The organism is Microvirga massiliensis (genome assembly GCF_001006805.1).
GTDB lineage: Bacteria > Pseudomonadota > Alphaproteobacteria > Rhizobiales > Beijerinckiaceae > Microvirga > Microvirga massiliensis.
On the sequence record NZ_LN811364.1, the window covers coordinates 22441 to 37263 of the forward strand.

The window sequence follows — 14823 nt, forward strand, 5'->3', positions numbered from 1 at the left end:
GCAGGCGACATTCGCGGTCGCCACTCAGCTCCATCACAGGCCGCTCAAGAATCTACATACATGCTGGCCGGAGGCGCCTCTATTAGAAGACAGGTAGCTCAGCAACAGCCTCCGACCGCACAGACGACCGGATCCCGATTAGAAATGTTCTTTTCTCAGAACAACCCCAGTGAGAAATTTACTCTCCTGAGTCCCATGCGCTAAGCAACAACAATCTCCAAGGCCTTGAAGAATAATCCATCCCTTCCGGGAAAAGGTATCAGCTCCTGATGCCACCCTGAACAACGTGTGTTGACATCGTTTGCTATAACGAACATCTCTTGCTGGAGAGCCGACGGTTGTCACCGCGGCACCCGGGAGGCGGCGAGATCCGCCACGGTCGCCCGCACCGCGAGAAACATAGGAATCCCGCATGTCCCGCTTACAACTTCGCACGATCGAGGATGCGCCGAACGACGCCAAGGCGGCCTTGACCAATGCCGAGAAGAACAACGGCTATCTGCCGAACCTTCTGCGCGTGCTGGCTAATGCGCCTGTGGCGTTGGAAACCTACCTGACGGTCTCAGGCATCAACGCCCGCAGCTCGCTGACCTTGCCCGAGCGGGAAGCCGTGCAGATCACCGCGGCGGCCACCCATGGCTGCGGTTTCTGTGTCGCCGGCCACACGGCAATCGCCTACAAGAAGGCGGGCCTGACGGAGGACACGGTCGAGGCGCTGCGGTCCCTCGCGTCCGTCGCGGATCCCCGCCTGAATGCGGTTGCGCAGTTCACGAAGGCCGTGATCGCCGGCCGCGGCCAGGTCACCGACGAGGAACTGGAAGGCTTCCGCAGCGCCGGCTTCGATGACGGGGCCGCTCTCGAAGTCGTCCTGGGCGTCAGCCTTGCGACACTCTGCAATTTCGCCAACAACCTCGGCAAGCCGCCGCTCAATCCGCAGTTGGAGCCCTACCGCTGGGACGGTCCCCAGGCCGTGGCTGCCGAATGAACCTCCACGGCGACAGCGATCGGCTGGAACCTCTCGAGCCACGTTTGGTGACGTGGCTCGAGGAGGCCGCCGACGGGCTCGACACAGGCGCGCAGGATCCCTCGGCGGTGCTGCCGGCGCTCGCTGCCGCGGGCCTCCCACGGGTTGGCGTGCCTTTGGATCTTGGCGGCTCCGGTGGTGACGTCGCCGATGCCGTTACGAGCGTTGCGGCGGTTTCCGCGCATTCCCTCGCCGCCGGCTTCGTGCTCTGGAGCCAGAGGACCTACATCGAGTACCTGTTGCAGAGTCCCAATGGCGCGCTGCGCAACCGCCTCCTGCCGGATCTCCTGGAGGGTCGTGTGGCCGGTGCGACGGGCCTGTCGAATGCCATGAAGTTCCTGGCAGGCCTCGAGGGACTCCAGATCACCGCGAAGCCTCCCGCGCACGGTGAGAGCAGCGGCTTCATCCTTGACGGCAAGATGCCGTGGGTGACCAACCTGCGCGTCGAAGGCTTCCACGTCGCGGCCGCCGTCGCCCATGCTGACGGCAGTACCTTCATCGCGTCGCTGTCGCATGATGACGAGGGCGTTACCCGCTCGGCCGATCTCGACCTGATGGCGATGCGCTCGACGAGCACGGCCGCCATTGGCATTTCCGGCGCCCCGATCGGGCCCGACCGGGTGATCCATCCCGACGCCCACGAGTGGCTGCCGGAGGTCCGGCCGGCCTTTCTCGGGTTGCAGTGCGGCATGTCCATCGGCCTGGCGCGCCGCTCGCTCGACGAGGCAACGGCATCCGTGGGTGCAGGACGCAGTGTCCTGAAGGAGCCCATCGCGGCCCTGACCCGGACGCTCGCGGAGCAGGAACGGCAACTCGACCGAGGCCTCAGGGCGGCGGCCTTCCAGCGCAATGCTGCGCCGCTGTTCCAGATCCGCATCGCGCTGGCGGAGATCGCGGCCGAGGCAGTGGCGCTCGAACTTCAGGCCTCGGGCGGGCGCGCCTATCTCGCGGTGCCAGGGCGCGCCTTTGCCCGGCGCTGGCGGGAGGCGGCCTTTCTGCCGGTCATCACGCCGAGCCTGGTGCAACTCAAGACCGCTCTCGCAGCGCAAGAACGGAACGCGGCATGACACGGCCCGCTCCTGTCCTCGAGGCGCAGGGTCTGACACTCCGCTATCCAGGGTCGCACTCGCCCGTCCTGGCGGACTTCGACTTCGCCCTGGCACCCGGCGAGGTCGTCTCCGTGCTCGGACCAAGCGGGGTCGGCAAGACGAGCCTCCTGCGGGTTCTGGCCGGACTTCAGGCTCCAAGCGGGGGATCCGTGCGGCTGGAGCAGATGCCGCTGCGCGAGGTCCACCCCCGCGTCGCGATCGCGTTCCAGAATCCGAGCCTTCTGCCCTGGCTGACGCTGGAAAGGAACGTGGCCTTCGGCCTCGACTTCAAGCGCCAACCGCCGCTCCCGCGCGAGGACCGGCAGGCGCGGGTCGATGCGGCGATTGCCGAGGTCGGCCTGTCCCACGCCCGAAAGCTGCATCCGGCCGCGCTCTCGGGCGGCATGGCGCAGCGAACGGCCATCGCACGTTGCCTTGCCCGCAAGCCGCGGGTGCTGCTGCTCGACGAGCCGTTCGGTGCCCTGGACGAGGTCACGCGCGGCGAGATGCAGGGCCTGCTTCTGAAGGTCGTGGCCGACTTCCAAGCCGCAACGGTGATCATCACGCATGACATCGACGAGGCCCTGCTCCTGTCCGACCGCATCATTCTGCTCGGCGGCACCCCGGCGCGGGAGATCGGCCAGTGGCGGATCGATCTCCCCAAGCCGCGGGAGGACTACATTGCCGAGCTGGGTGCCGTGCGGATCGAGATCCTGACCACGCTCCGCCAGGCGGTTCGCCGACACTGACCCACGAGACCCATCATGCCGATCGACGTCTTCTCACGCCGGGACATCGTCAAGTTGTCTGCCCTGTTCACGGCCGCCGGCGCGCTGCCGCTGCTCCGGGCCTACGAGGCTCAGGCCCAGGAGCCGGATGCACCGGTCCGGATTGGCTATCTGCCGATCACGGACGCCACGCCCCTGCTCGTCGCCCATGGCAAGGGATTCTTCGAGGCTGAGGGAATCAAGGCCGAGAAGCCGGTCCTGCTGCGGAGCTGGGCCCAGGTGATGGAGGCTTTCATCTCCGGACAGGTCAACGTCGTCCATCTCCTCTCCCCGATGACGGTCTGGGCCCGGTTTGGGAGCAAGGCGCCGGCGAAGGTTGTCGCCTGGAACCACACGGGTGGTTCGGCCCTCACCGTGGCTCCCGGGATCAACGACGTGAAGGATCTTGGCGGCAAGACGGTCGCCATTCCGTTCTGGCACTCGATCCACAATGTCGTCCTCCAGATGCTGCTGCGCGAGAACGGCTTGTCGCCGGTGACGAAGCGCACCGGAACGGCCGCCGCCAGCGAGGTCAATCTCGTCATCATGGCACCCGCCGACATGGTGCCGGCGCTGGCCTCGCAGCAGATCTCCGGCTTCATCGTCGCCGAGCCCTTCAATGCGGCGGCCGAGACGCTCGGCATCGGCAAGGTCCTGCGCTTCACCGGCGACGTCTGGAAGGATCACGCCTGCTGCGTCGTCTTCATGCATGAGCGGGATCTCCAGCAGCGCCCCGAATGGTCGCAGAAGGTCGTCAACGCCATGATCAAGGCGCAGCTCTGGACCCGCGGGAACAGGGCTGAGACCGCCGCGCTGCTCTCGAAGGATGGTGTCAACAAGTACACCCCCCACAGCACGGCCGTGCTCGAGAAGGTGCTCGCTCCTCCGGACAGCGACATTGCCGGGTACGTCTCCTCGGGAGCCATCCGCAATCCCGACTGGAAGGAGCGCCGGATCGATTTCCATCCCTATCCATACCCGAGCTACACCGAGGAGCTGGTCCGCCGCCTCAAGGACACGCTGACCGAAGGGGATCGCAGCTTCCTCGCCTCGCTCGACCCGGCCGCGGCGGCTCGGGAGCTGGTCGACGACCGCTTCGTGAAGGCGGCGATCGCGGCGGCTGGCGGCCTGTCGGCCTTTGGCCTGCCGGAGAGCTTCTCCCGAACGGAAGTCGTTTCGGCGTGAACGCGCCGTTCCTGATCAACGGTCATCGCGATGGCGCCGCTCCCGACCTCGGTCGGAATGGCGGTGCTCCCGCCGCGAGGGATCCTGGCCGTCGGCGTCGCGGGAACCCGCCCGTGTTGCGAGCCCTGCTCGGCGTGGGCGGGTTGGCCGTTGTCTTCTTCCTGTGGTGGGTTGGTACCGATCTGCTCGCCGAGCCGACTGGATTCGTCCGTCGCTTCTCCCCCGCGAGCGCCATGTCGAGCCTTGTGGACCTCCTCACGGGCTCCGATCTGACGACCCATGCCTTCGTGAGCCTGAGGCGCATCCTTGTCGGCCTGGCGTTTGCCTTGCTGATCGGGGTCCCCATAGGACTCGCGGTCGGCAGCCTCAGCCTGCTCGAGGCTTCGACAACGCCGGCGTTCCAGTTCCTGCGAATGATTTCGCCGCTCTCGTGGATGCCGATCGCGGTGATGGTTTTCGGCGTCGGTGACAAGCCGATCTACTTCCTGCTGGCCTTCGCGGCGGTCTGGCCCATCCTGCTCAATACGGCGGCCGGTGTGCGCCAGCTCGACCCGAGTTGGCTTCAGTTGGCCCGCAGTCTGGCGGCGACGCGATGGGAAACCCTGTGCCGCGTCGTGATCCCCGGTGTGCTGAGCTATGTTCTCACGGGAATTCGTCTGGCGATCGGGATCGTGTGGATCGTGCTGGTGCCCTGCGAGATGCTGGGCGTGTCGGCGGGGCTGGGCTACTTCATCCTCGATACGCGCGACCGGCTGGCCTATTCGGAGCTCATGGCGACGGTGTTGTTGATCGGCCTGCTCGGGTTTCTCCTCGATGCGCTCGCACGCTTCCTGCTCAGGGCCGTCGGGGCCGCCCCGCACGCACGTTGAGAGAGCTTGCGCTCGCCGCGGATGGCACGCCGGCATCGGCTCCTTCCACGAGGCGGAGTGCCAGGTTCGTTCAGGTCACCGACCAAGATGAAGTGATGATCCGGGCGTTCGAAGGGGCGGTCGCGTGAACGTGCCAGCCTGTTCGCGTCACGGCGCCTCACGGAAGCACCGCTGCTACACCCCGCACCGTTTGCCGTGAACGCAGCAATCCTGCCGGCACATTGCCGGATGCGGGGAAGCGGATCCGATCGAGCTTTCACCCTTGCCAGGGCGGGCGGTCGATCGCCGCCGGGTCATCCGCGAATGTCAGCCGAACCGACGGGCGTGCGGGTTGACGACGATCGCCAGCTTGGCTCCGGCCCCGTTCCAAGGGGACCGCGTCGCGCGACCGAGTCCTTGGAGCCATCTCCTCGCCGATCGGCGCGGACTCGCGGGTGGCGGCATTGGGCTGCTCGGACCCGATTGGCCACAGGAATCCCCGCTCGGGCCTCCGGCACGGGAGGCGATCCAGCTCCGGATCAGGTGGTCACGCTGGCATGCAAGGATGAACGACACGACTGCCCGGCAGGTCGGACTTACACGGCTTCGGTGACCGGCGATTTCCTGGCCGACGCGTCCTCGTTCGCGGGTCCCCGCGGTGAAACGGAGCCGCGTGCGCCGGCCCGCCGAGGCCCGGGGAAGAACTGGCTCGCCGGCCTCTCCAGCCCATAGCGCTCGCGGAGCGTGCTGCCCTCGTACTCCGTCCTGAACAATCCACGCTTCCGGAGAACGGGAACAACCTGCTCGGTGAATACCGTGAACTGGGACGGCAGGATCGGCGGCATGATGTTGAAGCCGTCGGCGGCGCCCGACCTGAACCAGTCCTCGACGATGTCGGCGATCCGCTCCGGCGTGCCGGCCACCGTGAAATGCCCCCGCGCCCCGGCCAGGCTGTGCAGGAGCTGGCGCAGCGTCGGACGCTCGCGCGCGACGAGCGAGGTGATCACCTGGGCCCGGCTCTGGGCCGCCTGGACGCGGACCGGATCGGGAAAGTCGTCGACCGACAGCCTCCTGTCGAGATCGAGATGGGAGAAGTCATGACCGCCGAAACGGTTCGACAGGCGCGCGAGCCCGACCTTCGGATCGGACAGCTCGTTCAGGTCCCGCCAGATCCGATGCGCCTCCTCCTCGGTCGAGCCGATCACCGGACTGAGGCCGGGCAGGATGATGATCTGCCCGGGACGCCTCCCAAGGGCCGCGGCATGGGTCTTGATGTCCTCGTAGAAAGCGATCGCGGTCTCCTTCTCGAGATGGGCCGTGAAGATCGCCTCGGCATACTGGGCCGCGAACCGCCTGCCCGTGGTCGATGAACCCGCCTGGACGAAGACGGGCCGTCCCTGCGGCGAGCGCGGCAGGTTCAGGGGCCCGGCCACCTTGTAGTGGCGACCGGCGTGATCGATCCGGCGGATGCGCTCGGGGTCGGCGTAGCGGCCCGACACGCGATCGTCCAGGACGGCATCGTCGGCCCAACTGTCCCAAAGCTTCGTCACCACCTCGAGGAACTCGAAGGCGCGCGCGTAACGCTCCGCGTGCTCGATCTGCTGGTCGTAGCCGAAATTCGGGCCCGCGCCCTGCACCCAGGACGTCACGATGTTCCAGCCGATCCGCCCACCGCTGATGTGATCCAGCGACGCGAACTGGCGGGCGAGATTGTAGGGTTCCGTGTAGGTCGTGGAGGCGGTGGCGATCAGGCCGATCCGCTCGGTGACGGTCGCCAGGGCCGCCAGCGTCGTGACCGGCTCGAGCCCGCCCTTCGCGACATGCCCGATCTCCTCGCCGAGCGCGAGCGCGTCGGCGAAGAAGACGGAGTCGAGCAAGGCAGCTTCCGCCATCTTCGCCAATTGCTGGTAGTAGGAGATGTCCGTCAGGGCCAACGGCGTCGCGCCGTCGTGGCGCCAGGCCGTCTCGTGGTGTCCCCGCCCGTGCACGAACAGGTTCAGGTGGAGCTTGCGCGTCATGGATTCTTCCTCCGTGAAGTGTGACTAGACCCGGTCGACGACGCCCAATGCGCCGAGCAGGAGATCCCGCAGGGCCCCGTAGCGGGCGTCGGACTTCGACCGGGGGCGCGGCAAGCCGGCGACGCGGTCGAGAACGATCCGGCCCTCGTCCATGACCAGGACGCGGTCGGCGAGCTTGAGGGCCTCGTCGACGTCGTGGGTGACCAGCAGCACGGTGGGGCGGTGGACCTCGACCAGCTCGAGCAGAAGGCGGTGCATCCTGATGCGGGTCAGGGCGTCGAGGGCGCCGAAAGGCTCGTCCGCCAGAAGGAGTTCCGGCTCCCGGACGAGGGAGCGCGCGAGCGCCACTCGCTGCTGCTCCCCGCCGGACAGGACGTTGGGCCAGGCATCCTCGCGGCCCGAGAGCCCGACATCCGCGAGGGTCCGGGCAGCGCGCGACTCGGCGTCTTCCGCGCGCAATCCGAGCGTGACGTTCCGGACGACCGTTTCCCAGGGCAGCAGCCGCGAGTCCTGGAACAGCACCGACCGGTTGTCCGGGACCTCGATCCGGCCCGCGCCCTCGACACCATCGTCGAGATGCGCGAGCGCCCGGAGAAGCGTGCTCTTGCCGGATCCGCTCCTGCCGATGAGCGCCACGAACTCTCCCGGCGCGATGGTCAGCGAAATGTCGTTCAGGACCGGTCGTCCCGAGAAGAGGCGGGTCAGGTTGGTGACGCGGACCATCGAACCGCGGCGGACGGGCGCGAAGGATGGCTCGAGGGCACGCACCGTCATGACCCGAGCACCTTCCGGTAGGCGAGCGCCCTCCGCTCGCCGAGCCGGACCGCCAGGTCCGACGCCAGGCCGAGCACGGCGTAGATCGCAAGCCCCACCACGATCACGTCCGTCTGGCCGTAGTCGCGGGCCCGGTTCATGAGGTAGCCGATGCCCTCCGTCGTGTTGATCTGCTCGAGCACCACCAGGGCCGTCCAGCAGGTCGTCACGGCGAGCCGCAGGCCGGTGAAGAATCCCGGCAGGGCTCCCGGAAGGGCGACGCGGCGGAGAAACTCCGCCCATGTCAGCCCGACCGTCCGGGCGAGCTCGACGAAGCGGATGTCGATGCTCCGCAAGGCGGCGTGGGTGTTGATGTAGACGGGCACCAGGACGCTCGTCGCGATGAGGGCCACCTTCATGGCCTCTCCGATCCCGAGCCACAGGATTGCGAGCGGGATCAGGGCCAGCGTGGGGATCGCGCGCTTGATCTGCACGATGCCGTCGATCGAGGCCTCGCCCGCGCGGCTGAGGCCGGACACCAGGGCCAGCACGAGGCCGGTCACGACCCCGATCGCGAGACCGAGATAGGCCCGCTGGGCGGAGGCCAGGAAGTGGTCGGCCAGGGTGCCGTTCGCCAGCAGGTCGAGTCCGGTCAGGACGGCCGTCGAGGGTGCGGCCAGCAGCTTCGGGGAGAGCCCGCCTGCCGCCGAGGCGAGTTCCCAGACCAGGACCAGGACGAGGGGACCCACCAGGATACCGCCCCGCGGGAGCCGCTTCGGCGCCAGGGACCGGCTTTGCCGGCGCGGGGCCGAACCGGCGCGTGCAGGCGGTCCGGCCCGCTCCGGGAGGGAAGCCGCGACGGGCGCGGCAAGCGCAATGGCGCGTGTCTTGATGTCGTAGGTCACGGAAGCACTCGGGATGGCTGAAAATCAGTCGGCGTTTGCCGCGATGACGTCATCGAAGCGCAGGTCGAACTCCTCGCGGGCATCCAGCCGCTTCGGGAGATCGCCGGCCCCGTGAATGAGGTCGATGAGCACCTGCTGCTGCGGAACGAGGCTCTCGAGCGTCGGGAAGGCGATCGCTCCCTCGGCGTCGACGATCGCGCGGCCGTCGGCCTCCTTGAGGTTCTGGCGCTCCACGTAGTACGCCCTCACCCACTCGTCCGGATTCGCCTTGGCCCACTTGTTGGCGGCGATCCAGCGCCCGACGAATTCGCGGATGGCGGCGGCCTTCGCGGGATCCGCAAGGGCCTGCCCGCTCGCGTAGAGATAGGTCAGGCTCCGCGGCAGGCGCCGGTTCTCGGACTGCGGCAGGGCACCGGCACCGGCAAAGTCCGCGAGATAGCGCGAGAAGTGCGGCTCGTTGAGGGCCGCGACATCGACCTGCCCGCTCCGGATCGCGTCCGGGAAGTCCGCAGCCCGCAGCGGAACGAGTTTCACGTCCCTCCTGGTCAGGCCGGCCAGCTTCAAGGCGTTGAGCACGAAGGGCTGGCGTCCGGTGCCCTCCGCATAGGCGATGCGCTTTCCGCGAAGATCCTCCAGTCTCGTCACCGTCAGCCCGGGCCGGACCGCAAGGCTGTAGTCGGGCTCGGACGATGTCCGCGCGGCGACGATCGGGATCCTCTCCCCGGCCGCATGCGCCTGGATGGGCGGCGTGTTGCCGACCGTCGCGAGATCCAGCGCGCCGGCCCGGAACGCCTCGAGGATGGCCGGGCCGCCGAGGAAATTGGCGTAGGTGACGGTCGCGGTCAGCTTCGCGTGTTCGCCGGACGCGGTCATCAGCGTCTGCAACGCCTCGTTCTGATCCGCCACGACGAGCCTCGTGTCCTTCGGGATCTCGGTTGGCAGCGTGCCGTTCTGCGCAAATGCTTGGCCGAGGCCCAGGGCGAGCAATGCGATTGCCATCGCGGCGCGACGAGCGGCACGCAGGCCACCGGCCACCAAGCTGCGGGTTGCCGGGGGATTGGGTCCGGCAGTGAGCGGATTGCGGGTCGTTGTCATCACGGTCTCCATGCAGAAGGGATCAGGCAACCCGCCCGACCGGGTGGGCGGACCGGGATGGCTCGGCAAACGCGGCCAGTTCCGCCGCGGCCTGGTCGATCCGTTTCAGGAGGGCCGGCGCGGTGATCGCGCCGTCCCTGAAGTCCCCGTCGGATGCGTAGACGGAGGTCGGCATCGACAGGGCCTCGAAGAAGCCGAACAGCGGACGCAACTGATGCTCGGTGATCAGCGAGTGGCGCGTGCCGCCGCCCGTCGCCGACAGGATGACGGGAGTTCCCGCGAGCGCGGCCGGGTCCACGAAGTCGAACAGGTGCTTGAAGAGGCCCGTGTACGAGCCCTTGTAGACGGGCGTGCCGACGATGAGCGCGTCTGCCGTCTCGAGCGCACGCACGATGGAGGCGGCGCCGGGACGCAGCGCATCACGCGTGAAGGCCCCCAGGTCGGGCCCGGCATCGGTGAGATCGTAGAGTTCCAGCCGGATCGCGCGACGTCGCGCGACCTGCTTCGCGATCGCCTCGACGAGCGTGCGGGTGCGTGAAGGTCGCCGCGTGCTGCCGCTGAAGCCGACGACTCGAAGACTGGTCATGAGTTACTCCGGGGTGACGAAGGGCCATCGGCCGACCGGGGCGGATCGGACACGAGGTTTCCGTCGCCGGTCTCGCGACCGGCGGTGTTCAGGGGAATCGAACGGGGAAGACGGGATCAGGCGCGGCAGGAGCCGCGTGCGATGCGAACGTTGCTACGGGGGCCGAAGCCGCTCGAAGGGAATTGCCGCATTACGGAAAGCGTCATCGAAAGCTCCTGGTCTGAACCACGAGGCGCTCGAGGACGCTCCGTGGCGCTTTAGCGTTTGGTGACGCGGCGCAAGCTGCTTCGTTCAAATCACCGCGACCGCGGAGGGCCGTGCCTCCGTAAGCCCGATCAACGTGCCCCGCCCGGGGCTGCGATGTCAACGAGAATGTTCTTTTTATAGAACGGATGGGATCGAGCAGAAAGGTATTCCGCCGCGGCTCCAAAACGGTAAATCGATCTCCGGGAAGGAATTGGTGATCCATCCTGCGCGCCGGACGACGAATCGATTCGGAATTGATCGCTCTCGTCTTTCGGCGTTTCTTCCCGTTGCTAGCACGACAACAGAATGATGCGATCGCACCACCTCGTGCAGGAGCGGCCCCTATGAGGCACGGCTTTCCTAAACAGGATCTTTTCCACGGCCCACATGGGGAAGGATGGTTTTTCTCGCTCCGGCGGCCGTTCTTCGAAAAGAACATGCCCGGCTTTTTCGCGGCATCGGTGGCCCGCCGCCGAGCTTGTCGGTGACCTCAGGTCCGCTCCGGATCATATGCGGCTCGCGACATCCGGGAGCGGACATACCACCAGGACGAAAGGGAAAGTCGTGTAATCCGTTCCCGATCGGGATGGGTGGGTGCGCGAGATCGTTCCGCGCGCTCCTCCCTGCGGGAGCGGGTCAGCCGCCGAGCCGGGTGAAGTTGTAGACCCCGAGGCCGGTCACCACCAGGGCCACGAGGCTCACCAGGACCCGCTGCGGCAGCACGCGGCTGAACCATCCCGCGAAGGGGGCCGCCAAGGCCCCGCCGAGGATCAGCCCGAGCACGATCCGGCCATAGGTCGCGAGATCGAGCGTCATGATGAACGTGGCCGAGATCGCGGTGGTGACGAAGAACTCGCACACGCTCGCCGAGCCGATGCTGTGGCGCGGCGATTCACCCTGCGCGATCAGGGTCGAATTGACGATGGGTCCCCATCCGCCGCCGCCGATCGCATCGAGAAAGCCGCCGCCGAGCCCCACCGGGACGACGCGGACGGCGCGCTTGCGCTCGACCTGCCCGTTCACGAGGCGACGGACGAGCAGGAAGGCCATGCCGAGCAGGTAGACCGTGACGAACACTCTCACGGGCTCCTCGGGCAACTCGGTGAGGACGTAGGCCCCGATGATGCCGCCGATCACCCCGGCGGGGGCCAGGCGGCGGACCATGCGCCAGTCCACGTTCCGGTGCCAGATGTGTGAGGTTCCGGCGAGCCCGGTCGTCACCATCTCGGCGGCATGGACGCTGGCGCTGGCGGCCGCCGGCGGGGCGCCCGAGGCCAGGAGCACCGAGGTCGCGATCAGGCCATAGGCCATGCCGAGTGCGCCATCGACAAGTTGGGCGACAAAGCCGAGCGTAACAAAGAAGGCGAGGTCGCCCCCGAGCATCCGCATCCTCCATGCAGCCACGGGCCTTCAACGGATCGCGCTCAAGCCTGTTCCCGCAGCCCCTGCACGGTCCCGGTCACGCGGTGGACCCCGTTGTTGCAATAGCCGCCGGGGTTCCACGCGGCGCTGTCGAGAGGCTGAGTGCGACCCGCCGCGTCCCGCGCCCGCGCGATCACGACCGCGGGTCCCTCCCGCTCGAACACCAGAATGCCTTGGAAACGCCGCCACGCGAACGGCTCCCGCTCCGGCTCGAGTTCGGCCCGGCACCACGTCGAGCCCCCGTCGGCGGAGAGGTCGAGTGACGCCACCGGCGTCTGCCCGCTCCAGGCAAAGCCGCGCACCGCGACCGACGCCCCCACCGGAACGGTGAAGCCGTTGCGCGGAAAGGTGATCAAGGACTTCACCGGCATGTCCGTGATGACGGCGAAGTCCGCAGGATCGACGGGCTCGCCGGGCGCAAGGGGCCGCACCGGCAGGCGATAGTCGGTGCCCGTCATCTTCGTGCCGTCGTGCTCGCGCTCGCGCACCGTGAGGCCGGACAGCCACTTCTGCCAGGCCGAACCGGGATAGCCCGGAGCCACGATGCGCAAGGGACCGCCATGGAGCAGCGGGAGCGGCTCACCGTTCATCGCGAAGGCCACCAGGGTCTCCGGCGCGAGCGCCTTCGCGATCGGCAGCCCGCGTGAGAGGGCCGGGCGACCCGAGCCGTCGACCTGCACATCCGGGCTGTGATGGCCCGTGTAGACGGCGCTCTGCCGGACGCCGCAGGCGCGGAGGAGATCGCGGAGCCGCACCCCGGTCCAGCGGGCGCATCCCACGGCTCCGACCGTCCAGGGCAATCCCTCGGTCGGGGGCACGAACCCAGAGCGTCCGTTGCCCGCGCACTCGAGCACGGCGGTGACGGAGACGGTCTCGAACTCACTCCGGAGCGCCTCGATCGACCAGCGGTGGGGTACATCCACTTCGCCGTCGACGGTGAGCGTCCACTGCTCGGCGGTGACGGGAAGCTCCGGGAGGAGGCCGTTGTTGCGGACGAAGAAAGCCGGGATGGGCGTCAGCGGCTTGTCCAGCAGATCGGGCGTCGCCTCGGCGTTCAAGGCCCCGTGGTCCAGGATGCGCAAGCCCGGCTTGAGGCACCGGAGCAGGTCGCGTTCGGCGGCATTCGGCATGGGAGGTTCACCTCATGGAAGCGAATGGTCGAGCTTTCGGGATGCACGTGTGAGGGTGTTTGTGTCCAGTCGCAGGTTGCGTCGCAGCCGCATTCATCGGCAGCTCGGGTCGGAGCATTCCTGTCATGCGCTTCGGGGGAGATGCTCAGAGCGGGACAAGTATCGTCTTGGTCGGCCGGTAGGACCGGACACCCTTCGCAAGCAGTCGCGGACCGCCCTCCCCTGTGCTTAGATCAGCCGGTCTCGCTGGGGAGTGTCATGAGCCAAGCATCAAACCGTCCTTACCCGAAACTTGCCCCCGGTGACCCGGCGCCATGGTTCCGTCAGCGCTGCACCAGCAATCCGAATTATGCGTTCGATACGGCAGCCGGTCGCTACATCTTGCTCTGCTTCTACGGCTCGGCAGGGGATGAGGTCGGTGATGCCGCCTTGAAGGCGATCTGGGCCCATCGCGACCTGTTCGATGATACCTGGATTTCATGCTTCGGGGTCAGCATGGATGCCGCCGACGAGGTGCAGGGCCGGGCCCGCGAGATGCTGCCGGGCATCCGTCAGTTCTGGGATTTCGATGGCAAGATAGGACGCCTTTATGGGGCTCTTCCGCCCGACGCGCCCCTCGAGGGTAGTCGGATGCCAGTGCGCCGGATGTGGATGGTGCTCGATCCGAGTCTGCGCGTGAGAGCCGTCTTTCCGTTCAGGGCGGATGGCGGCGAACGCGATGAGGTCTTCTCCTATCTCCGCGATCTCCCGCCGGTCGAACGCTATGCCGGGATCGAAATTCCGGCTCCGATCCTGGTCATCCCGAACGTCTTCGAGCCCGATCTGTGCCGACACCTGGTCAGCCTCTATGAGCAGCATGGCGGGGAGGAGTCGGGCTTCATGCGCGAGGTCGACGGCAAGACCATTGCCGTTCATGACCCAGGACACAAGAAGCGCAAGGATTACACGATCGACGACGAAGCGCTCAAAAGGGAGATCCAGCAGCGCGTCCTCCGCCGCGTCAATCCGGAGATCGAGAAGGTCCACTTCTTCAAGCCGACCCGGATGGAGCGTTACATCGTCTCTTGCTATGCGGCCGAGGATGGCGGGCACTTTCGCCCGCACCGGGACAACACCACGAAGGGCACGGCTCATCGCCGATTCGCGGTATCGATCAACCTCAATGCAGAGTTCGAAGGCGGCGAGATCAGCTTCCCTGAATACGGGCCCCGCAGCTACAAGGCTCCACCCGGGACTGCGATTGTCTTCTCGTGTCCGCTGCTCCATGCCGTGTCGCGGGTGACCGCAGGCCGGCGCTTCGCCTTTCTGCCGTTCCTGTATGACGATGCGGCGGCCATGATCCGCGAGGCGAACAGCGGGTTTTTGCAAGGCGCGGCGCCCTACAGGGCGAATGCTGCGCCATGTGGCTACCCCGGACGCTATTGAGCCAAGACCCAATTGCTGTTTCGTGAAAGCGCCTTTTACAACATACGATCAAGCAGCCTCTGGACGACATCCAAACCATCACGACTCCGTCCGATCACGTCGTCCTCGATCCGCTCAAGCCACTCACCCCTGGGGAGTAGGGATGCCAAGGTGAGCACTCGATCCGCTCGTGCAAGAGCGCACGGCTTGCGCGTCGCAGTCGGCATCGCCGATGATGGGCATTCCCTGGAACTGCTCAATTCGGTTACATGTCGGCATCAGGAGCAGGATTCCTGATGGCGGCTCTGTTACAGGAGCCGCGCAAGGTTCGCGGGATCACCCTGTAGCGGGG

At 67.1% G+C, this 14823-nt stretch carries 13 protein-coding genes; 6 read left to right on the top strand and 7 right to left on the bottom strand.

From position 1 onward, the window contains the following. Positions 1-412 precede the first annotated feature (412 nt). The 5 genes from BN1233_RS33790 to BN1233_RS33810 all read left to right on the top strand — a co-directional run bounded on the left by BN1233_RS33790 (position 413) and on the right by BN1233_RS33810 (position 4933). The gene (locus BN1233_RS33790) at positions 413-985 is read left to right on the top strand and encodes a carboxymuconolactone decarboxylase family protein (RefSeq protein WP_046868057.1); all 573 of its coding nucleotides are present in this window, start codon (positions 413-415) and stop codon (positions 983-985) included. Between the two features lie 47 nt (positions 986-1032). Next, positions 1033-2091, top strand: a complete 1059-nt coding sequence (locus BN1233_RS33795) for an acyl-CoA dehydrogenase family protein (protein WP_244471079.1) — start codon at positions 1033-1035, stop codon at positions 2089-2091. Beyond that, positions 2088-2861, top strand: coding sequence for an ABC transporter ATP-binding protein (locus BN1233_RS33800; protein WP_046868059.1), 774 nt, complete (start codon positions 2088-2090; stop codon positions 2859-2861). Before BN1233_RS33795 ends, BN1233_RS33800 begins: the two co-directional genes overlap by 4 nt. A 15-nt stretch (positions 2862-2876) precedes the next feature. Next, on the top strand, positions 2877-4064 hold the full coding sequence (locus BN1233_RS33805; RefSeq protein ID WP_046868060.1) for an ABC transporter substrate-binding protein: 1188 nt from the start codon (positions 2877-2879) through the stop codon (positions 4062-4064). 113 nt (positions 4065-4177) lie between these two features. Next, positions 4178-4933, top strand: a complete 756-nt coding sequence (locus tag BN1233_RS33810) for an ABC transporter permease (protein ID WP_046868199.1) — start codon at positions 4178-4180, stop codon at positions 4931-4933. Between the two features lie 575 nt (positions 4934-5508). Here BN1233_RS33810 and BN1233_RS33815 read toward each other — a convergent pair. From BN1233_RS33815 to BN1233_RS33845, 7 genes are all read right to left on the bottom strand, one after another. Next, complete coding sequence (locus BN1233_RS33815; protein ID WP_082145814.1) at positions 5509-6930, bottom strand: LLM class flavin-dependent oxidoreductase; 1422 nt, start codon at positions 6928-6930, stop codon at positions 5509-5511. Between the two features lie 24 nt (positions 6931-6954). Next, positions 6955-7704, bottom strand: coding sequence for an ABC transporter ATP-binding protein (locus BN1233_RS33820; protein ID WP_046868061.1), 750 nt, complete (start codon positions 7702-7704; stop codon positions 6955-6957). Next, on the bottom strand, positions 7701-8588 hold the full coding sequence (locus BN1233_RS33825; RefSeq protein WP_244471081.1) for an ABC transporter permease: 888 nt from the start codon (positions 8586-8588) through the stop codon (positions 7701-7703). The genes BN1233_RS33820 and BN1233_RS33825 overlap by 4 nt, the downstream gene beginning before the upstream one ends. A gap of 24 nt (positions 8589-8612) precedes the next feature. Continuing rightward, positions 8613-9683, bottom strand: a complete 1071-nt coding sequence (locus tag BN1233_RS33830) for an ABC transporter substrate-binding protein (RefSeq protein WP_244471082.1) — start codon at positions 9681-9683, stop codon at positions 8613-8615. A gap of 22 nt (positions 9684-9705) precedes the next feature. Beyond that, a complete protein-coding gene (gene msuE / locus BN1233_RS33835) occupies positions 9706-10269 on the bottom strand; it encodes an FMN reductase (protein WP_046868062.1) in 564 nt (187 codons plus the stop codon). 882 nt (positions 10270-11151) lie between these two features. Further along, the gene (locus BN1233_RS33840; protein ID WP_046868063.1) at positions 11152-11898 is read right to left on the bottom strand and encodes a sulfite exporter TauE/SafE family protein; all 747 of its coding nucleotides are present in this window, start codon (positions 11896-11898) and stop codon (positions 11152-11154) included. Between the two features lie 41 nt (positions 11899-11939). Beyond that, the gene (locus BN1233_RS33845) at positions 11940-13067 is read right to left on the bottom strand and encodes a sulfite oxidase (protein WP_046868064.1); all 1128 of its coding nucleotides are present in this window, start codon (positions 13065-13067) and stop codon (positions 11940-11942) included. 258 nt (positions 13068-13325) lie between these two features. On the opposite strand from BN1233_RS33845, the gene BN1233_RS33850 reads away from it, so the two are divergent. Next, complete coding sequence (locus tag BN1233_RS33850) at positions 13326-14492, top strand: 2OG-Fe(II) oxygenase (protein WP_046868065.1); 1167 nt, start codon at positions 13326-13328, stop codon at positions 14490-14492. Positions 14493-14823: the final 331 nt, after the last annotated feature.

Bases quoted from the DNA above. Each gene is read 5' to 3' on its own strand.
- BN1233_RS33790 (WP_046868057.1), top strand. From the start codon at position 413: ATGTCCCGCTTACAACTTCGCACGATCGAGGATGCGCCGAACGACGCC.
- BN1233_RS33845 (WP_046868064.1), bottom strand. From the start codon at position 13,067: ATGCCGAATGCCGCCGAACGCGACCTGCTCCGGTGCCTCAAGCCGGGC.
- BN1233_RS33850 (WP_046868065.1), top strand. From the start codon at position 13,326: ATGAGCCAAGCATCAAACCGTCCTTACCCGAAACTTGCCCCCGGTGAC.
- msuE (WP_046868062.1), bottom strand. From the start codon at position 10,269: ATGACCAGTCTTCGAGTCGTCGGCTTCAGCGGCAGCACGCGGCGACCT.
- BN1233_RS33800 (WP_046868059.1), top strand. From the start codon at position 2,088: ATGACACGGCCCGCTCCTGTCCTCGAGGCGCAGGGTCTGACACTCCGC.
- BN1233_RS33815 (WP_082145814.1), bottom strand. From the start codon at position 6,930: ATGACGCGCAAGCTCCACCTGAACCTGTTCGTGCACGGGCGGGGACAC.
- BN1233_RS33805 (WP_046868060.1), top strand. From the start codon at position 2,877: ATGCCGATCGACGTCTTCTCACGCCGGGACATCGTCAAGTTGTCTGCC.
- BN1233_RS33830 (WP_244471082.1), bottom strand. From the start codon at position 9,683: ATGACAACGACCCGCAATCCGCTCACTGCCGGACCCAATCCCCCGGCA.
- BN1233_RS33820 (WP_046868061.1), bottom strand. From the start codon at position 7,704: ATGACGGTGCGTGCCCTCGAGCCATCCTTCGCGCCCGTCCGCCGCGGT.
- BN1233_RS33840 (WP_046868063.1), bottom strand. From the start codon at position 11,898: ATGCTCGGGGGCGACCTCGCCTTCTTTGTTACGCTCGGCTTTGTCGCC.